Consider the following 17,397-nt stretch of genomic DNA (forward strand, 5'->3'; position numbering starts at 1 on the left):
TTCGCACAAATATGCGCGGTCCATCGCGCCCCTCCGCTGCAACCGGTGGTCGGGTCATCGGCACGATCCTGCTGGGCGCGATGGTTCTGGGCGTCGCAGCGTCGCCAGCCCATGCCGCAAGCCAGACCGCGTCAGGGACCGGGACCATCAAGGTCGTCGTGCCGAACCAGTGTACCTTGGCGGTCAGCGGCAAGTGGACACTGCCCGCCACGCTTCAGTCGGGCGGACAAATTCCCGATACCTATTCCGCGTCCGACGCCACGCTCGACGTGCAATGTACCGGCGACGCCTCGATGCAGTTGAACATCCCGTATAACGGGAATGTCAGTGGTGGGTCCCGTCGCATGACGGACGGGGCCAGCCATTACATCCCTTATACCCTGATCGACCGCAACGCCAACACCCCGCTCGATAATGGCGGGCAGACGACCGCTCTGTACTATGACTCGGCGAATAGCGTGTTCTATTACAATGGCGGCCCGAATGACGGGTCCAGCGTCATGATCGGCGTGCATGTGGCCGCCCAGGCCGCCCCGCCGCCCGGCAGCTATTCCGACACCCTGACTCTCTCGGTGACCTACTGATGCGCAGCCTCCTTACCCCGCGCGCCGTGTTGCTTTCGGCAGCCGGCCTGTTGCTGTCGTCAACGGCCCAGGCCGCGACGACCTCCGCCCAGAGCGCGACCGTCGACATGGTCATCCTCAACCAGTGCGAAATCTCGGGATCGCCCGGCGGCGGCGCTGCGGCGCTGCTCGACTGGGGAACCTATGACGCGCTCAGCACCGGCACCAAGGGAGCGGCCACGCCGTCCTCCGGTTCGGGGGCGATCACGGTGACCTGCAACGCTGCGACCTCCGCGGCGACCGTGGCGTTCAGCCTGGGGCAGAATGCCAACGGCGCGACGCGACAGCTGGCCTCTGGCTCCAATCGCATCGCGTATCAGCTCTATCAGGATGCGGGCTTTTCACAGCCGATCGGCACGTCCGCCATCTCGCTCGGTGCGTTCAGCAGCGGGCAGTCCGCCACGATGCGGGTCTATGGCCGCCTCCCGGCCTTTTCCGCAGGCAATATTCCGGCGGGCGGGCAGTATACGGACCAACTGACCATGACGCTGTCCTTCTGATCGGATTGCGGGTTCGTGCGCCTTCTTCACCTCCTGGGATTTCTGTATCCGATCGCGATCGCGATGCCGGGCGCTGCCCAGGCCGCCACGCGCTTCGTGACGCTGTCGGCCGACGGCACGCAGGTGGCGTCGTTCGAACCGGTGCAGGCGGATGCGGGCAAGGGTTCGGGTACGAAGGCGGCGCGCGGATACCGGTTGGTGGTGCGGGATGCGGGCACGGGAGCGGTCCGGCTGAGCTGGCCCCTCTGTGCCGGGTGCCAGGGCTCCGGGCTGGCGATCGCGCCGGGCGGGGGCGTGGCGGTGCTGGCGCTGGAACCGCGCAGCCGGACGACGAGCGTTACGCTGGTCGATGCGCAGGGCGAGCGGCCGTTGAGCCTGATCGCGGGGACGGCAGCGTCGCCGCGCTGGTCGCCGGACGGCCGGGTGCTGGGTTTCCTGGCCACGATCTGGCCGCGCAAGGAGCCTGGTGCTGTGCAGCCCGGATCGCCGCTGACCGGAGAGATCGGTGCGCGGGTCGATGTCCAGCGTTTCGCGACCGTGCCAGTGGAGGGCGGCGCGACCCGGCTGAACTCGCCCGCCAATCTGTATCTCTACGACTATGACTGGTTGCCCGATGGATCGGGCGTCGTCGCGACGGCGGCGGACGGGGTGGGGGACGCCAGCTGGTGGAGCGCCCGGCTGGTCGCGCTGGATCTGCGCAGCGGCGGGGTGCGCGACATCGCCCGCCCGGCGACGCAGATCGCGGCCCCCACCATGCTGGCCGATGGCCGGACCGTCGCCTTTATCGGCGGGTTGATGAGCGACCGGGTCAGCATCAGCGGCGATGTCTGGACCGTCCCCCTGGCGGGGGGCGAGCCGGTCGACCGGACGCCGGGCTTTGCGGGCGGTGTGACTGGCCTGTCGCGCCGGGGGAGCGGGCTGGTCGGCACTGCCGTTCTGGGCGTGAAGGGCGCGATCGTGGCGATCGACCCGGTGCGCGGGGCCGCCGATGCCCCGCTCTGGTCGACCCCTCAGGGCATCGAGGCGAATTCGGCCAGTTTCGACGCGCGCGGCGAGCAGATGGCGCTGGTCGCGCAGGACTTCACCACGCCGCCGCACCTGCTGGCCGGGCCGGTGGGCGCGCCGCGCGACATCGCCTCGCTGGCGGAGGAGGGCGCGATCCCGGTCGCCGCCGATGTCCGCTCGCTGGAGTGGGAGCGGGGCGGCCAGCGGTTGCAGGGCTGGCTGCTGACGCCCAAGGCCAAGGCCAAGGGGCTGGTGGTCGAGGCGCATGGCGGGCCGGTCGCGGTATCGCTGCCCGACTATGCCGGGGACGATCTGCGCGGCGAGCTGCTGGCGGCGGGGTATGCGCTGTTCCTGCCCAATCCGCGCGGCAGCGCCGGGCGGGGCGAGGCGTTCAAGGCGCTGGTCCGGCGCGACTTCGGGGGCGGCGACCTGGCCGACATCCTGACCGGCACGACCGAGGCGGCGCGGGCGGCCGGTATCGCCAGCGATCGGCTGGCGATGCTGGGGACCAGCTATGGCGGGTTCCTGGCGATGCTGGCCAATGGCAGGACGAGGCTGTTCCGCGCGCTGATCGCCGGGGGCGGGATAGCCGACTGGCAGAGCTATTACGGCCAGAACGAGATCGGTGGCTGGATGATGCCTTTCTTCGGCGCGTCGGCCTATGACGACCCGGCCATCTATGCCGCCGCGTCGCCGATGGCCCTGATCCGGCAGGCCAAGACACCGACCCTGTTGTTCGTCGGGGAGCGCGACATCGAGACGCCGCCCGCCCAGTCGCTGCAATATTGGCGGGGGCTGCGCGCCATGGGCGTGCCGACCACGCTGGTCATCTATCCCGGCGAAGGCCATGCGATCACCGACCCCAAGGCGGTCGGCGACCTGGAACGCCGTATCCTCGACTGGCTCGATCAATGGGTGGCGTCATGACGCGGGCGCTGTGGCTGTCGCTGGTCGGCATCCTGATCGGGCTGGGCAGCCTGATGCTCTGTCCCGCGAAGGCGCAGGCGGCAGCGACCTGCACCGCCAGCGCGGCCAATCGCTATGTCGCCTATCAGGGGGATGCGACATGGGCGGGCTTGAGCAGCTTCGCGGGGTGCGCGATGCCGTCCGCCATGGGCAGCTACGCCGTCTGCACCGCCGCGACCCAGCAGCCCGGCAGCGGCGGGACCACGCTGACCCCGTGGCGGCAGGCGCGCGACGTCAGCGGGCGACAACTCAACTGGCAGCTGTACGACGATGCCCGCGCCAAGCCGCTGACCGAGGGCGGGGTGGAGATCGGGCGGATCACCTTCACCAACCCCTATTTCGCGACCACCAACCTGGCCTACGCCCTTCATGTTCCGGTCAATGCGATGCTGGTCAACGGCAGCTACGGTTCGGTCGTCCCGGTCCTCTTGGAATTGCGGCGCGGCGACTGCAACGGCGCGCTGGAAGCCAGCTTCACCCTGAGCGTCACGGTGACCTTCGGCGTCTCCAGCTTCTGCCAGATCCTGTCGACCCAGCCCGTCTCCTTCGGCCTGGGGCGGAGTTCGACGGCGCAGACGGTCGATGCGCAGGGCGGGATCACCGTGCGCTGCTATTGGGGTGACTTTCAGGTGAAGCTGGACGACGGCGCACATGCCCTGGGCGGGCGGCGTCATGTCGGCAATGCGGCCATGCCGAATGCCCTGGCCTATGACATCTATACCGATCCGGGCCGGACCCAGCTGTGGAATCAGGGGCGCGCCGTCGGTGCGACCAGCAACGGCCAGCCCATAACCGTCCCGCTCTACGGCCGCATGCCCGGCCAGCCCACGCCGCCGCCCGGCCGCTATGGCGATACCGTGATCGCGACGGTGATCTGGTGAGCGGGCGCAGGATCGTCATCGCGCTGGCGGCACTCGTTCCGGCGATCATGGCGACCGCGCCTGTCGCGGCGCAGGACGCTTCCGCCGCGATCGGCGTGGAAACCGAGATCATCGGCGCCTGCACGATCGGCAATGTGACGCCGATGGCCTTCCGCACGCTGGCCGATCCCCAGGCGGCGGCCAGCGCGACCGGGGAGATCACCCTGACCTGTTCGCAGGGCATGGGGTGGCAGGTGCGGATCGACCGGGGCCAGCATTATGGAAACGGCCTGAACATGCAGCGTGTCGGGGGGCGCGATCTGCTCGCCTATGCGATGTGCGGTGATGCCGGGTGCCGCACGCCGCTGACCGATAGCGTCGGACTGACGGGCACGGGGACCGGCCAGCCCGCGACCGTGTCGCTGGTTGCCCGGATCGCGGCGGGGCAGAGCGTCACGCCCGGAGACTATAGTGATCGCCTGACGATCCGGGTCGATTACTGATGGTCGCGTCGCGCGCCATGATCGAGATGCCCCGCACCTTGCGCGGCGCGGCCCTGGGCTGGCGGCTGGCCGAGGGCGCGGCGCTGGTCATGGCCTATGGCGGCGGGCTGGGCGTCACCCTTTTGCTGCTGGGGCGGCAGGGGGTGTGGCGCGACGGACTTCACCTGACGCCCGGCGCGGCGACCGTCCTGGCGGGGCTGGGCGTGATCCTGCTGATCGCGGGGGCGCACCAACTGGCGGGCTGGCTGGTCATCCCCGCGCTGCGAGCCCGGACGATGCGCAGCGCGCTGGTCCAGGTCGAACGCCTGGTCGCGCGGCAGGCGTTGCGGCACGAGCTGTTCCATAGCTGGATCGACGCCCGGCCGGGCGCGGTGGCGGTCGGCAAGGACGAACTGATGCTGTGCGATGCCAGCACCGGCTATGTCGTCCTGCCGCTGGCGAGCGTCGCGCTGATCCGCGTGCAATATCTGGCGGGCCGGGACCGCTTGCGGGTGCGGCTGCTCTATCGGCGTCCGCGCGACGGCCGCTCGGTCGCGACCACCATCGCCTTTCGCCACATGGCCTCGGCCGAACGCTTTCTCGGTGCGATCCGGCGGCTGGTCGATCCGGCGCGCGGGGGCGGGGGGCGATGAGCCTGTCGGTATCGCTGGTTCTGGCGGGCGCGGCCATCGTTCAGCCTTCGGGGCGCGAAGCGGCGGCGGGCACGCGCGACTGGATGGTGGGACGGTTCCCGGCGGCGGTGGCGCACTGGCGCGCCGCGCTGGCCGTAGCGGGGCCAGACAGCGTCGAGGCGGCCTATGGCCTGGGCCTGGCCTATCATCTGGGCAAGGGCGTTGCGGCCGATCGCGGGCGGGCGCTGACGATGCTGCGCCGTGCGGCGGAGGCGCGGCATCCGGCGGCGACCGAACAGCTCGCGCTGATGCTGGCGGAGCGGCCCGAGACACGCGGCGAGGCCCTGCGCCTGCTCGACCGGGCGGCGCGCATGGGACGATCGCTGCCGCAATATCTGATGGGGGTCGCCTATGCGAATGGCGAGGGGGTGGCGGTCGACCGGCCGCTGGCCATGGCCTTCCTCACCCGCGCGGCGGCGGGCGGCCTGACACACGCGCAGGCGATGCGCGACACCTTGCGGGCCGCCGCCAGCCCGGCGGAGCGCGACCAAGCCGATCGGCTGGCAGCCACGCTGACCGGGAAGGGGGCGCGTCGGGCGCCGCCATTGCCGCGCACCGAGACACCAACACGCGCCGCAAAGGCGATACCGACCATATCGGGGAGATGGGGTATGCAGTTAGGAGCCTTCGGCAAGCCGGGGGGAGCAGAGGCGGCCTGGGCTGCGATGGTTCGGGACTTTGCGGGCTTGCGCCGTCACGCGCCGATCTATGCGCGCGGCGCCGATTTGACGCGTCTGAGGGTGAGCGGCTGGTCGCAGCGGAGTGAGGCGGAGGCCTTGTGTCGCGACATTCGCGCGTCCGGGCGGCCCTGCCTGCTGCTGGCCGGGCAGGAGGGCGGCCGATGAGCGAACGCCGTGGCATGGTGGAGGGCGGGAGTCCCTCTTTGGCCACACGCGGCATGGTCCCGCGCCGCCGGACCAAGATCGACCCCGTCGCCGACACGACCGGCGATTTCCTGTCCTATGGCGCGGACTCGCTGCGCATGGCGGTCCGCGCGTTCAAGGCGGGCGGTGCGCCGACGCTGGCGCGTCGCACGGCGGCCCTGCTGGCGACGGTCAATGGTCAGGCATCCGGTCAGGGCGCGTCGGCCTTGCCCGAGACGGGCGAACGCCATGGCACGGACGGTGAACGCTCGGCCCTGGCGCGGCGCATCCGCGAGCGCCTGTCCGACATGCGCGATGGGCCGTCCATCCTGCTGGCCAGGCTGATGGAGGAACCGGACCAGTTCGTCACGGTCGACGCGCTGATGGCAGCGATCGAGACGTGCAGCGCCTCGCCGGTGATCGTCAAAGTCTATGTCTGCCAGGCCCGCAGCGCGCTGCGTCGCGAGGGGATGGAGGATGCGATCACCAACGCCCGGCGGCAGGGTTACGGCCTGAAGGGGGACGCGGCCAAACGGCTGTTCGACCTGCTGCAAGCATGAGCGCGTCCCTTCCGCATCGGCCCGTGCCTCCACTTTCAACAGGATTTCTGCGTCCATGACCGACATGATCTGTGCATCGCGCGCCCATCCACGCCTCGTCATGCCCTATGTGCTGGCTTGCTGGAGCGGGGCCTATGTCATGCTGATCGAGATGTTGGGCGCGCGGTTGCTCGCGCCGTGGTTCGGCAATTCGATCCATGTCTGGGGCGCGGTGATCTTCACCTTCATGCTGGCGCTGTCGCTCGGCTATCTGCTGGGCGGGGCGCTCGCCCGCGGGCGGGTGACGGTCACGCGGCTGGCGTTGCTGCTGGTGGCCGGGGCGCTGGCGACGCTGCCGCTGATCCTGCTGGGCGACCGGGTCCTGGGCTATCTGTTCGATATGGCGGTCGATCCGCGTTATGGCTCGCTGGCGGCGGCACTGCTGCTCTTCCTGCCGCCGACCCTGTTGTTCGGCGCGGTATCGCCCTACGCCGTCGCGCTTCTGGCGAGCAGCCGGGGACGGGTGGGGTCGATCGTCGGTTATCTGACCTTCTGGTCCACCCTGGGATCGAGCCTCGGCACGCTGCTGACCGCCTTTTACCTCGTTCTGTGGTTCGAGGTGCATGTGATCTTCTACGGCGCGCTGGGACTGACCCTCGTCATCGCCGCGATGACGATCCTCTATCACCGCTATCGCCGTTGATCCGCGCTTCACGGAGTATCCGCATGACCATTTCCCCCTTCCTGAAGCGCGTGGCCGCGGCATGGTGCCTGACCGGTTCGATCGCGGCGAGCGCGGTATCGCCGCCCGCAAAGGTCACGCTGCTCTATTCGCAGAAGTCGCTCTACCAGAACATCAACGTCTTTCAGGGGGACGGCCAGATCTGCATGTCCTTCCGGGTCAAGCCGGGCGGGCATAACCAACTGCTGCAATCCTGTCAGCTGCTGGCCGACCCGGCGCATCACGCGCTGGACTATACGCAGCTGATGTTGGGCGCGCTTTACCTTCAGCCCAATCCGCGTCGCATCCTCATCATCGGTCTGGGCGGGGGGATCGTGCCGACGACGCTCCAGACCCTCTATCCCAATGCCGGTATCGACGTGGTCGAGGTCGACCCCGCCGTCGAAAAGGTCGCGCGCAGCTTCTTCAACTGGCGGCCGGGCGGCCGCACGCGCGTCACCATCGAGGATGGCCGGGTGTTCGTGAAGCGGGCGGCGCGGGGCAACGATCGGTACGACATCGTGATGATCGACGCCTTCAATTCCGATTACATCCCCGAGCATCTGCTGACCCGCGAGTTCCTGGCCGAGATTCGGCAGGTCCTGGCCCCCGGTGGCGTCGTGGTCGCCAACACCTTCAGCCAGGGTGGGCTGTATGCGCCGGAGTCGGTGACCTATCGCGCGGCCTTCGGTCCGTTCTTCAACGTGCGCAAGACCAACCGGGTCATCATCGCCCGGCCCGACGGACTGCCGACGCCGCAACAGCTGGCGGTCAGTGCGCGCCGCATCGCCGCCGCGCTGAGGCCCTATGTCGACGATCCCTGGGACATTTATCGCCGTCTCGATCGCCGGGTCGACTGGAACCCGCAGGCGCGCGTCCTCAGCGACGATTATTCTCCCGCCAATCTCCTCAATGCGCGGAAATGAGGGCGGGTGGTCTTTTATCATTCAATGGTTCGGGGTAGGTTATGATGAAGGTTCGTGCGCTTCTGCTCTGTCTGGCCTGCGCGGGGGCATGGCCGCAATCGGCCTGGGCGCAAGGTGACGACAATGTCGGGCCCTCGCTGGCACCTGCCTTGGCGCTCAAGCTGTTCGACGACGCATGCTGGCATCGCTACCCGCAAGACGGCTGGGCGGGGGCGGTCAAGGTCGGGCGTTCGACACCCTATAACCTGAAGCCCCGGATCGAGGACGAGGACTCGGCGAATTTCAGCAGCGGGACGACGACGCTCTACACTGGCGAGAAGCTGCCCGACGAATATGCCCGGTGCGAGGTGGTGTTGAACGCGGGCGCCATGACGGATGCGGACGTCATCGCCGCGGTCGAGACGATCGTCGGGATGAAGGCGCACCGCGTGCCGGCGCCGAAGGATGCGACGATCCTCGATCCGATCGCGACATTCGCCACTCAGGCGGGCGGCCATCCCGTCAAGGTCGCGATCCTCAAGATCGAGGATCATCCCACCGATGCCGAACCCAATTTCCAGATCGAACTGGAGGCGCGATAATGCGGACCCATAAGTTATGCCGTCGCCGCCTTCCTCTGGGTCTGGTCCTGGGTCTGGCGGCGCTTGGCGCGTCGCCGTCCATGGCCGCCGCCGCTGCCCCCGATTATTTCGCGGCGGCCCTGTGCCAGCCGCCCTACAGTCTCGATAGCGCGGACCGGCTGTCCCATGCGGCGGAGGCGCTGGGCAAGCCCGACATGACGATGCTGGGTATTGCGCGCTTCCATCTTCCGAAGCCGATCGAGCGGGACGGCTTCGTCGCGCAGGACGTGATCTTCGCCAGTTCGGCCTACGGCCTGCTGCTCGATGGCGAAGTGGCGAAAGAGGCGGCGCGCCGATATAATCTGACGCGCGAGACGTTCGATCTGATGGGCGCGTCGAGCGAAGGCTATGCGTGGGCCCTGCCCGACAGCCAGCAGGACAAGGAGCGGGGCGTGGTCTCGATCGTCGCGCGGCAGAGCGAGGTGATCCCCGGCAAGACGCTGTTGATGTGCGAGCTGGTCAGCCCGGCCGACCGCGCGGCGTTGGAGATGATGGCGCGCGAGCAGCCATGATCGTCGCGCTCCTGTTGGCGGCCGCGGCCGAACGCTCGCTGTCGACCGGGACGTTCGGCGAGCCCGGTGGCTCACTGATGATCGCGGTGAACGGCGAGGCCGGGCGTTTCAGCGGCTATTATGACGGCGGGCGATGTCGCTTCGCGCTACGGGGAAGCCTGGTCCCCATATCGGTCGAGCGGTTCGCGGTCTATCCCGAGGGCTATGAGGCGGAGGGCTGGGTGCCCGACCATCCCGAGCGGGTCTTTCCGGTCACGCTCTATTCGCAGGTCCCGAACGGCTATCGACAGCAGATTACGCTGGAGCCCGGTGGATCGGGGACGCGGCCGCCGGGATGCCCGTCGCGCTTCACCCTCGATCGGGCCGGCTCGAACGCCGATCTATTGACCGACGTGCGGGTGGTGAAGCCGGGACCTATCCGGGTTTACGACTTTCGTATTCGGGGCAAGCGGGGCATTGTCGTCCGTGCCCTCCGCCGTCCGCCCCGGCCCTGGTCTGGCGTGTGGATCTCCCGGACCTTCTCGCCCGCTTACCGTCCGGCCGGGTATCTCTATGCCAACTGGTATGTCGATGGGGCACCCAAGGCGGCCTATGTCCGACCGCGTTCGTTGTTTCCGGTTCCGCCGGAGGATCAGGAATAGCGGCATCGGGCATCAGACCTATTCAGCATTCAATCGGAGTCCGCCATCTGATTGAAATGAGACGGCATATCGTAATTCGGAATAGCCAGATCGGAGTTCGTATGCCGCCACGGCTGGTTCCTAGCGATTGTCTGACTGCCAGGGACCTATCCTGTTTTCTGGGGGGCGGAAAAACGACGCTTCTCAACCATATCTAGCAGGCTGCTAAAAAGGCTTGGCGTGGGCGGTCTGAGGTGATTCATCGCGGTTGAGGCGATGAGGGCGAGTGGATGCGGGGCGGTGACGTTCGATGGGGAGAATTGTTCTCGTACGTCGATCTGGAGGAGCGGATTCCGGCGGGCCATCCGTTGCGTGCGATCCGCACGGTGGTGAATGCGGCGCTGGCGGGGATCGGTCCCGACCTGGAGGCGCTCTATTCACGGATTGGGCGACCGTCGATTGCCCCGGAGAAACTGTTGCGCGCGCTGCTGTTGCAGGTGTTCCACGGCATCCGCTCGGAGCGGCAGATGATGGAGCGGCTGGATTTCGATCTGTCGTTCCGCTGGTTCGTGGGGTTGGGCGTGGACGATCGGGTGTGGGATGCCTCCACCTTCTCGAAGAACCGCGAGCGGCTGCTGGAGGGCGAGATCGCGGCCCGTTTCCTGTCGTCGATCCTGGTCCTGCCGCGGGTCCGGCGGCTGTTGTCGAGCGACCATTTCTCGGTGGAAGGCACGCTGATCGAGGCGTGGTGTAGTATGAAGAGCTTTCGCCCGAAGGAGGATGCCGACGATGATGGCCCACCCGGCGATGGTCCAGGCGGGCGCAACGCCGACGTCGATTTTCGGGGTACGGAGCGGAGCAACGATACGCACGCCTCGCTCACCGATCCCGATGCACGGCTCTACCGTAAGAGTGCCGGCACAGGTGCCAGGCTATGCTACATGGGCCATGTGTTGATGGAGAACCGCCACGGGCTGGTGGTCGACACCGAAACCACGCATGCGGCCGGGTTTGCCGAGCGGCTGACCGCGGTGGCGATGGTCGATGACTTCGCCCGGCCCGAGGCGCGGCGCATCACGCTGGGTGCGGACCGGGCCTATGACACGCGCGACTTCGTGTCGGACCTGCGCAACCGTTGTGTGACCCCGCATGTGGCACAGAACACCAGCGGTCGCCGCTCGGCGATCGATGGCCGGCCCCCCCGGCAGGCCGACTACGCCGCCAGCCAGCGCGTCCGTAAACGGATCGAGGAGGTGTTCGGCTGGGTGAAATCGGCCGCCGGACAGGGCAAGACGCGCTTTCGCGGGCTGGCGCGCGTCCGCTTCGCCTTCACGCTGACGGTCGCGGCCTATAACCTCATTCGGCTGCCCCGGCTGCTGGAGACGAGGTAATGTCCGTACCGACCGGGCCGATCGGCCGGTGGCGGATCGTAGAGGTCGCGGCATGGCCGTGCGAGCATCTCGACCTGTGCGGCCCGGCCTTCCTCCGCATCGACGCCGATGGCAACGGTGAGATGGCCTTTGGCGCACTCACCGCCGTGTTGGACGTCGGCTTCAACCCCAGCGGCATTGAATTCGACTGGAACGGCAGCGATGAGGGCGACCAGGTCCACGGAACTGGGTGGGCCGGCCTGCTCGACGACGGGCGGCTTCATGGTGAGATCACATTCGACAATGGCGACGAGACTACCTTCGTCGTCGAGCTATCGCCTTTTTCAGCAGCCTGCCAAAGCGGCCACTCTTCGCGAGCTTCATTGCGGTGGCGAACGCCTTACCTGCCTTGCTGCCCTTCGCCATGCCGACAATCTTGCCATCAGGGCGCCAAGGCGATCAACCCTTTATGAGTTCACGGCCCTATCGGACGAACCACGAACCACGAACCGCAGATTTCGTGGCTTTCGGCGCCGTAAGATATTCGAACGGAATCCCTTCACTCGATCTACAAAATCTATGTGCACCCTCATCCGTGAAGGGGGTGGGAATTCCCACTCACGTCGAATTACGGGCCGTGCCAATTGACCCAAATGACCGCGCCACTGTACACATGGTTGTCCACCGGCGGCATGGAGCCGGTTTCGCTAACGTATTTTCAATGGCTTAGGGCGGATCAATTTTGGTCGGGTATCCTCTCTCCCCGACCATTTTCATCAAATCCTCGTGAAAACGTCCTAACATCCCCCAGGGGAGCATCTGTACTTCAGGGTGATCCTCTCGCTGTACACGGACGTGCATGCGATGGATCATCACGATCTTGCCCGACGCGGGCACCTATTCCGGTATCGTCGAAAAATCGCCCTTTATGGCACGACGAATCCGATCGCCCCGCCATGGAGCACGGTACGTCTTTTCCATGCGTGCAATATCTCTGGGCGCCTCGGCGCCGCTTTGGAGGCGTTGCGATGGGAGCACCGAGCCTGTGGCAGCCTCTATGCGACGCTCTGGCAGCACCGCGCGAACCATAGTCCAGATATCTGCTGGGTGCAGGGCGATCAGCGGCATTTGGCCCGTGGCGGATCGTCAGGAAAAAAACGTCGGGACGTGCCCCCGTTTGTTCATCCATCCGGAAATGGAAGCCGCGCTGTAGAAGGGGCAGACGGAATGAAGCCGAAGCAGGTTCCGGAAGAGCAGATCATCGGCATTCCGAAGGAGGCCGGGGTACGGCAGGCGATCTATGGAAAAACGAAACTGCACGTTCGACGGTGTCGATATATTCGCGGTTATTGCGAATGCCATATTGGCTTGGTGATACCTGTATCCGTGTTGACGCCAGTCCATCATTTTTGAAACCGGCCTATGCGGATACCGCCTTGACCACCCGGCTCGCGACGGCGGTCAGTGCGCATCACGGCTGACCGCCACGGCCATCGGAGATCGCCTGATGGATCGATCGCCTTTGAGTGAGCGAGGCCGAGATGAGGAACAGGAGCCGGGTCATCGCGGCCTTGCTGACGCTGGCGCCGGTGGCCAGTTCCTCGGCATCCTGCGCGATCGTCAAAACATGGTGTATGGCGGCCTCCTCAAAGACGGCCCTGCACCGTCGGCCGTGTTTTGCATGTGCCGCTTCCAGTGGAACGAGGTCTATCGCGCCGTCCCGCGCCTGGTGACGGAGTCGTCGCATATGCGCGCCGTCCGTCGCCGGAACGATACTGCGATAGGCAAGAGTCACCCGGGGTCACGGTCTTGCTCAAGATATCATGGCCCATGGACCAAAATTGTAATTAATATTATGCAATAATATACGTTACCGCCGTAGCAAAAATCAACAATTGACGGGAGTGGAAACTAAAGCGTAAATTAATTTCAGGCGATTGGCGAAAAAATCGTAGAATTATAAAGTTTCAATAGTTCGAGCGCCTGAAAAGCGATTGGAGGCGGCCTGTGCATCGCTTTCTTTTAAGAGAAAACATAGCGTTATTTCGTGCGCGTCTTGCCGAAAGCCGCGACCCGTCGGGACGGGCCAATCTGATGCGCCGCATCATCGAAGCCGAGGCGGATCTTGCAGAAATCGAGGCGCAGTCGGCGGCGGCATCCTATCGCGATCAGTCTACTTTGATCATCGCCGCGCACAATGGCCTGCACGATGCATTGGTGCGGCATGGTGCGCAATTCGGGACGATCCGTCTGTTCGATCTTCAAAGAGACAGTCTCGATCTGCTGGCACAGGTCAATCTGCCACTGCTTTACCTCGTTCACTTCGCAATCATCACGAAAAACAACGGGTCCGCCGATGGGCGTTGTATCCAACGGCAAGCCCCCGTGACGATTGATGACGTCGAACAGGATGGAAATTATGGCGCCCACCTGCTGGTTGCGCGCTTCACGGGATATCGATCGGTCGAGTCCGTGCCGATCAACGGGGGGGATGGCCATCTCCTGGGCACCATGTCGCTTCTGTACCGTTCCCTGCGCGGCTTCGCCCAGGTCGATGCGCCGCCACTCGCCGAACAGGCCCAGTCACTCGGCCCCATGATCGAGACCCTGCTGCCGGATCGGGTCCGGTGACGGAGACCGTGTCAGGGCGGACATGATCCTACCGTCCTTCACGCCGATCTCCACGTCGGACGTCGCCGCGATCCCCGGATCGTGGGTGAAGCACATAATGGCGCGGCCCTGTTGACCGGTGAGCATGGTGAACGTCTCCACGACCCTCGCGGTATTGCGCTGTCCGGATTGCCCGTCGGTTCGTAGCCCGCCAGCCCCCGCCTCCGCGAGCAGGGCTTCTGCCCGGTCGCGGCTCTGGACGCGATCGACCACGCCGGGTTGTCGCCACGACTCGCGCCGTCACCACGCGGCCGGGCCATGCTTTGGAGGGCAGCCATGCGCGCTGGCCCACATGGACAGGTGGGGAATGTCGAGTTCGTCCACCTTGGCGGGGATCCCGTTCCGGTCAGTATGTCCGATCTGCGCCAGGACATGGGTGGAGACCGCCCTCACGCCAGGCTGGATGGCGTGCCTGATGACGATGCCGTCGATGCGTCGCTAGGCCAGGGTGGCGATCGCGATCAGCCAGATGATCCTGCCTGTCGTCCCATCGCATGGACCAGCCTGCGTGCCCCAGCCGCGATATGCCAGCCAGCCGCGATGCGAACATCGGCCCTGCGGGATGCGGTGGAGCATCCGGGACAATACGGACGGCGGATTGATGTCGGGCTCGCTATCACGCTGCTTGTCGGATGAACGGAGAGGTGGTCATGGCGAACACCGTAACGCGAACGGGCACAGCGCAGGCCGCGATCAACTTTGAGGCCAGGAACTGGTATATCGGGGTTGGCGGGGTCGCGATGGTCAGCGGCGTCGTCGCCCTGATCGACTTGTTCATCACGACGATCCAGGCCCGCTACATCGTCGGCGCCGTCGTCGCGGCCGGTGGCACGCTGATGCTGTTCTACGCCATAGGAATCCGTTCCCGGCTCTGGACGGCAACCTTCTTCCTGGGTGCTGTCGCCTATCTCGTCGTGTCGTTCGGCCTGTTGCACGACCTTCTGTTCAACAAGAGGGTCCTGATGATGTGGTCGATGGGGCTTTTGCTGATGTCCGGGGGCCTGCGCTGCGCCTTCGCGGCCTATCACGCCATGTCGGGGCGTCAGGCCATTCTGCTGTCAGGCGTCATCAGCCTGGCGGCGGCGGGCTGCATCGCCCTGACCTGGCCCAGCATCGGTTTCTGGACGCTGGGTCTGATCCTGGCGACCAATCTCGGTTTCGAAGGCATGGCCCTGATGCTGCTGGGCTTCACGCTGGATGCCCGGTCCGCGCGATAAGGCGGCCGTTCGCGGGCCGCGCCGGGGCCTTTCCGCCATCGCAGTCCAAGGAGAGAATGTCATGTTCGACGAGACGATCACGCGTCTCCGCGCCGATGGGATGCGGACGACGCGGTACGAAAACTTCATCGGCGGGCGCTGGGTCGAGCCGGTGGACGGCGGATATTTCACCGACCACAGCCCCATCAACGGGCGTCCGATCGTGCAATTCGCCGAGTCGACCGCGCGCGATGTCGAACTGGCGGTGGACGCGGCGTGGCGCGCCCGTGCGGCATGGGGCGATCGTTCCCCCGCCGAGCGGGCTACGTTGCTGTTGCGCATAGCCGATCGGATCGAGGCCCATCTCGAAAGCCTGGCGCTGGCGGAGACGATCGACAACGGCAAGCCGATCCGTGAGACGCGCAGCGCCGACCTGCCGCTCGCGATCGACCATTTCCGCTATTTCGCCGGGTGCATCCGCGCCGAGGAAGGTGCGGTTTCGGTCATCGATTCCGATACCGTCGCCTATCACTTCAACGAGCCGCTGGGCGTGGTCGGTCAGATCATACCCTGGAACTTTCCGCTGTTGATGGCGGCGTGGAAGATCGCGCCCGCTTTGGCTGCCGGGAATTGCGTGGTCATCAAACCGGCCGAGCAGACGTCCCTGACGCTGATGATGGTGGCCGACCTGATCGCCGACATCCTGCCGCCGGGCGTCCTGAACATCGTCACGGGGGCGGGCCATGTCGTCGGCCGCGCGATCGCCGAGAATCCGCGCGTCGCCAAGATCGCCTTCACCGGATCGACCGATACCGGCCGCACCATCATGCACTATGCCGCCGAGCATGTGATACCCCAGACGATGGAGCTTGGCGGAAAGTCGCCGAACATCTTCATAGCCGACGTCATGGACCGCGACGACGACTTCCTTGCCCGCGCGATCGAGGGTTTTGCGATGTTCGCCTTCAACAAGGGCGAGGTATGCACCTGTCCCAGCCGGGTCCTGATCCAGGACAGTATCTTCGAGCCGTTTCTGCAAAAGGCGCTTTCCCAGGTCGATTGCCTGCGGGTGGGCGATCCGCTCTTGCCCACCACGCAAATGGGGCCGCAGGCCTCGTCCGGTCAGCTCGCCAAGGTGCTCGACTATATCGATATCGGCCGGCGCGAAGGGGCGGAGTGCCGGATTGGCGGCGAGCGTCTGCGCCCGGGGGGCGAACTGGACGATGGCTATTTCGTCCAGCCCACGGTCTTTGTCGGCGACAATGCCATGCGCGTGTTCCAGGAGGAGATATTCGGCCCGGTCCTGTCCGTCACCCGCTTCAAGGATCGCGACGATGCCATCCGCATCGCCAACGACACGCGCTATGGACTGGGGGCCGGGGTGTGGACGCGCCATGGCAACGACGCCTATCGGCTGGGTCGCGGCATACAGGCCGGAAGGGTCTGGACCAACTGTTACCATGTCTATCCGGCCCATGCGGCGTTCGGCGGTTACAAGGACTCCGGCTTTGGTCGTGAGAACCATCGGATGATGCTATCTCATTATCAACAGGTGAAAAATCTTCTCGTCAGCTATGACGAGCGACCGCTTGGCCTGTTCTGAGGGCCGTGTGCTGATGATCTTGCCTGTCATGGGGTGACGGACGGGTTCTGGCCGCCTGCGCACATGGGCTTGTGTAAGATACGTATTTGCATCGGATAGTGCGAGACTGTAAAATAGCAATCCGCAAATTATGAATGTCATGATTCTATATTATGAGTTCTGTTGGAAATATTGACAGTATTTAGATAGCGGACGTTTTCATGCTGGATTGAAAGTTTCTTGCCGCGATTGGTCTTGCGTTGGTCGGTGTCGCCGGTTCGGCCTATGCCACCATGCCGGTCGGCGTACCCGACGCGACCGTGGCGGCTGGCTTCTCGGTCACGCTGTTGTCGAAGTGCTCCATCTCTTCCTGGCGGGACCGGCTTGATCCTCCCCCCCCTGGGCGCGGTCCCGCCCTTTTTTGGGGTTCGCTATCAAGGGATGACCCGGGCTCGTGTCCGTGATGGTCGGACCAAATAGCTTGCGTCTTCACCGTTACGGCGACGCTGGCGGATCGGTCGTCGCCAGAGGCTATCGGCGTCATGGCTTTGCCGGGAGCGGTCCGGCGCTTGGCGCGCTGGTGCCGGAAAGCGTGCCGCGTGCGCAGGTCAGTCTGGCACGCGTGACCTATTCGGACAGGGTGACGATCG

Annotated in this window: 22 protein-coding genes; 19 read left to right on the forward strand and 3 right to left on the reverse strand. The window is 65.7% G+C overall.

Translation table 11 applies throughout. From position 1 onward, the window contains the following. Window positions 1-11: 11 nt before the first annotated feature. The 16 genes from BSZ14_RS05145 (at window position 12) to BSZ14_RS19240 (ending at window position 12,712) form a co-directional block, all read left to right on the forward strand. Window positions 12-584, forward strand: a complete 573-nt coding sequence (locus BSZ14_RS05145; RefSeq protein ID WP_076710092.1) for a spore coat protein U domain-containing protein — start codon at window positions 12-14, stop codon at window positions 582-584. Beyond that, the gene (locus BSZ14_RS05150) at window positions 584-1,123 is read left to right on the forward strand and encodes a Csu type fimbrial protein (protein ID WP_076710093.1); all 540 of its coding nucleotides are present in this window, start codon (window positions 584-586) and stop codon (window positions 1,121-1,123) included. The genes BSZ14_RS05145 and BSZ14_RS05150 overlap by 1 nt, the downstream gene beginning before the upstream one ends. Before the next feature lie 63 nt (window positions 1,124-1,186). Then, the gene (locus BSZ14_RS05155) at window positions 1,187-3,055 is read left to right on the forward strand and encodes a S9 family peptidase (RefSeq protein WP_076710156.1); all 1,869 of its coding nucleotides are present in this window, start codon (window positions 1,187-1,189) and stop codon (window positions 3,053-3,055) included. Next, window positions 3,052-3,975 carry a Csu type fimbrial protein gene (locus tag BSZ14_RS05160; protein WP_158069177.1) on the forward strand — a complete coding sequence of 308 codons (924 nt, stop codon included), beginning with the start codon at window positions 3,052-3,054 and terminating at the stop codon, window positions 3,973-3,975. The genes BSZ14_RS05155 and BSZ14_RS05160 overlap by 4 nt, the downstream gene beginning before the upstream one ends. Further along, window positions 3,972-4,457 carry a Csu type fimbrial protein gene (locus BSZ14_RS05165; RefSeq protein ID WP_076710095.1) on the forward strand — a complete coding sequence of 162 codons (486 nt, stop codon included), beginning with the start codon at window positions 3,972-3,974 and terminating at the stop codon, window positions 4,455-4,457. Before BSZ14_RS05160 ends, BSZ14_RS05165 begins: the two co-directional genes overlap by 4 nt. Continuing rightward, the gene (locus BSZ14_RS05170) at window positions 4,457-5,089 is read left to right on the forward strand and encodes a hypothetical protein (RefSeq protein ID WP_076710096.1); all 633 of its coding nucleotides are present in this window, start codon (window positions 4,457-4,459) and stop codon (window positions 5,087-5,089) included. Before BSZ14_RS05165 ends, BSZ14_RS05170 begins: the two co-directional genes overlap by 1 nt. Then, a complete protein-coding gene (locus BSZ14_RS05175) occupies window positions 5,086-5,973 on the forward strand; it encodes an SPOR domain-containing protein (protein WP_076710097.1) in 888 nt (295 codons plus the stop codon). The genes BSZ14_RS05170 and BSZ14_RS05175 overlap by 4 nt, the downstream gene beginning before the upstream one ends. Beyond that, window positions 5,970-6,551, forward strand: coding sequence for a helix-turn-helix domain-containing protein (locus BSZ14_RS05180; RefSeq protein WP_083748118.1), 582 nt, complete (start codon window positions 5,970-5,972; stop codon window positions 6,549-6,551). Before BSZ14_RS05175 ends, BSZ14_RS05180 begins: the two co-directional genes overlap by 4 nt. 55 nt (window positions 6,552-6,606) lie before the next feature. Continuing rightward, window positions 6,607-7,233, forward strand: a complete 627-nt coding sequence (locus tag BSZ14_RS05185) for a fused MFS/spermidine synthase (RefSeq protein ID WP_083748119.1) — start codon at window positions 6,607-6,609, stop codon at window positions 7,231-7,233. A 23-nt stretch (window positions 7,234-7,256) separates the two neighbouring features. Continuing rightward, a complete protein-coding gene (locus BSZ14_RS05190; protein WP_076710099.1) occupies window positions 7,257-8,177 on the forward strand; it encodes a spermidine synthase in 921 nt (306 codons plus the stop codon). A 41-nt stretch (window positions 8,178-8,218) separates the two neighbouring features. After that, on the forward strand, window positions 8,219-8,758 hold the full coding sequence (locus BSZ14_RS05195; protein WP_076710100.1) for a hypothetical protein: 540 nt from the start codon (window positions 8,219-8,221) through the stop codon (window positions 8,756-8,758). Further along, the gene (locus BSZ14_RS05200) at window positions 8,758-9,309 is read left to right on the forward strand and encodes a hypothetical protein (RefSeq protein ID WP_076710101.1); all 552 of its coding nucleotides are present in this window, start codon (window positions 8,758-8,760) and stop codon (window positions 9,307-9,309) included. Before BSZ14_RS05195 ends, BSZ14_RS05200 begins: the two co-directional genes overlap by 1 nt. Continuing rightward, the gene (locus BSZ14_RS05205) at window positions 9,306-9,950 is read left to right on the forward strand and encodes a hypothetical protein (RefSeq protein WP_076710102.1); all 645 of its coding nucleotides are present in this window, start codon (window positions 9,306-9,308) and stop codon (window positions 9,948-9,950) included. The genes BSZ14_RS05200 and BSZ14_RS05205 overlap by 4 nt, the downstream gene beginning before the upstream one ends. A 269-nt stretch (window positions 9,951-10,219) precedes the next feature. Then, window positions 10,220-11,320: an IS5 family transposase gene (locus tag BSZ14_RS05210; protein WP_076710103.1), complete on the forward strand. Its 1,101-nt coding sequence runs from the start codon at window positions 10,220-10,222 to the stop codon at window positions 11,318-11,320. After that, a complete protein-coding gene (locus tag BSZ14_RS19855; protein WP_076710104.1) occupies window positions 11,320-11,772 on the forward strand; it encodes a hypothetical protein in 453 nt (150 codons plus the stop codon). The genes BSZ14_RS05210 and BSZ14_RS19855 overlap by 1 nt, the downstream gene beginning before the upstream one ends. A gap of 358 nt (window positions 11,773-12,130) precedes the next feature. Further along, window positions 12,131-12,712, forward strand: a complete 582-nt coding sequence (locus tag BSZ14_RS19240) for a hypothetical protein (RefSeq protein ID WP_139330327.1) — start codon at window positions 12,131-12,133, stop codon at window positions 12,710-12,712. Window positions 12,713-12,770: 58 nt separating this feature from the next. Here BSZ14_RS19240 and BSZ14_RS19590 read toward each other — a convergent pair whose 3' ends face one another. Further along, window positions 12,771-12,923, reverse strand: a complete 153-nt coding sequence (locus tag BSZ14_RS19590; protein WP_158069178.1) for a hypothetical protein — start codon at window positions 12,921-12,923, stop codon at window positions 12,771-12,773. A gap of 383 nt (window positions 12,924-13,306) precedes the next feature. Here BSZ14_RS19590 and BSZ14_RS05220 point away from each other — a divergent pair, with 383 nt between their 5' ends. Further along, entirely contained in the window at window positions 13,307-13,930 is a 624-nt protein-coding gene (locus BSZ14_RS05220; protein WP_139330329.1) for a GAF domain-containing protein, read from the forward strand. Here BSZ14_RS05220 and BSZ14_RS19245 read toward each other — a convergent pair. Together BSZ14_RS19245 and BSZ14_RS19595 are read right to left on the reverse strand one after the other, a co-directional pair. Then, on the reverse strand, window positions 13,883-14,182 hold the full coding sequence (locus BSZ14_RS19245; protein ID WP_139330331.1) for a hypothetical protein: 300 nt from the start codon (window positions 14,180-14,182) through the stop codon (window positions 13,883-13,885). The two genes, BSZ14_RS05220 and BSZ14_RS19245, sit on opposite strands and share 48 nt — an antisense overlap. A gap of 27 nt (window positions 14,183-14,209) precedes the next feature. Continuing rightward, window positions 14,210-14,362 (reverse strand): hypothetical protein, encoded by a 153-nt coding sequence (locus tag BSZ14_RS19595; protein WP_158069179.1) that lies wholly within the window; start codon window positions 14,360-14,362, stop codon window positions 14,210-14,212. Between the two features lie 257 nt (window positions 14,363-14,619). Between BSZ14_RS19595 and BSZ14_RS05225 the strand changes: the two genes are divergently transcribed. Together BSZ14_RS05225 and BSZ14_RS05230 are read left to right on the forward strand one after the other, a co-directional pair. Next, window positions 14,620-15,186, forward strand: coding sequence for an HdeD family acid-resistance protein (locus BSZ14_RS05225; protein ID WP_139330333.1), 567 nt, complete (start codon window positions 14,620-14,622; stop codon window positions 15,184-15,186). 61 nt (window positions 15,187-15,247) lie between these two features. Further along, window positions 15,248-16,768: an aldehyde dehydrogenase family protein gene (locus BSZ14_RS05230; RefSeq protein ID WP_076710158.1), complete on the forward strand. Its 1,521-nt coding sequence runs from the start codon at window positions 15,248-15,250 to the stop codon at window positions 16,766-16,768. Window positions 16,769-17,397 lie beyond the last annotated feature (629 nt).

Source organism: Sphingomonas sp. Sph1(2015) (assembly GCF_001970915.1).
GTDB classification, from domain to species: Bacteria; Pseudomonadota; Alphaproteobacteria; order Sphingomonadales; family Sphingomonadaceae; genus Sphingomonas; species Sphingomonas parapaucimobilis.

Coding starts and splice junctions, on each gene's coding strand:
- BSZ14_RS05180 (WP_083748118.1), top strand. CDS start 5,970: ATGAGCGAACGCCGTGGCATGGTGGAGGGCGGGAGTCCCTCTTTGGCC.
- BSZ14_RS05185 (WP_083748119.1), top strand. CDS start 6,607: ATGACCGACATGATCTGTGCATCGCGCGCCCATCCACGCCTCGTCATG.
- BSZ14_RS05230 (WP_076710158.1), top strand. CDS start 15,248: ATGTTCGACGAGACGATCACGCGTCTCCGCGCCGATGGGATGCGGACG.
- BSZ14_RS05145 (WP_076710092.1), top strand. CDS start 12: ATGCGCGGTCCATCGCGCCCCTCCGCTGCAACCGGTGGTCGGGTCATC.
- BSZ14_RS05160 (WP_158069177.1), top strand. CDS start 3,052: ATGACGCGGGCGCTGTGGCTGTCGCTGGTCGGCATCCTGATCGGGCTG.
- BSZ14_RS05195 (WP_076710100.1), top strand. CDS start 8,219: ATGATGAAGGTTCGTGCGCTTCTGCTCTGTCTGGCCTGCGCGGGGGCA.
- BSZ14_RS05200 (WP_076710101.1), top strand. CDS start 8,758: ATGCGGACCCATAAGTTATGCCGTCGCCGCCTTCCTCTGGGTCTGGTC.
- BSZ14_RS05190 (WP_076710099.1), top strand. CDS start 7,257: ATGACCATTTCCCCCTTCCTGAAGCGCGTGGCCGCGGCATGGTGCCTG.
- BSZ14_RS05150 (WP_076710093.1), top strand. CDS start 584: ATGCGCAGCCTCCTTACCCCGCGCGCCGTGTTGCTTTCGGCAGCCGGC.
- BSZ14_RS19855 (WP_076710104.1), top strand. CDS start 11,320: ATGTCCGTACCGACCGGGCCGATCGGCCGGTGGCGGATCGTAGAGGTC.
- BSZ14_RS05175 (WP_076710097.1), top strand. CDS start 5,086: ATGAGCCTGTCGGTATCGCTGGTTCTGGCGGGCGCGGCCATCGTTCAG.
- BSZ14_RS05170 (WP_076710096.1), top strand. CDS start 4,457: ATGGTCGCGTCGCGCGCCATGATCGAGATGCCCCGCACCTTGCGCGGC.
- BSZ14_RS05225 (WP_139330333.1), top strand. CDS start 14,620: ATGGCGAACACCGTAACGCGAACGGGCACAGCGCAGGCCGCGATCAAC.
- BSZ14_RS05155 (WP_076710156.1), top strand. CDS start 1,187: ATGCCGGGCGCTGCCCAGGCCGCCACGCGCTTCGTGACGCTGTCGGCC.
- BSZ14_RS05210 (WP_076710103.1), top strand. CDS start 10,220: ATGCGGGGCGGTGACGTTCGATGGGGAGAATTGTTCTCGTACGTCGAT.
- BSZ14_RS05205 (WP_076710102.1), top strand. CDS start 9,306: ATGATCGTCGCGCTCCTGTTGGCGGCCGCGGCCGAACGCTCGCTGTCG.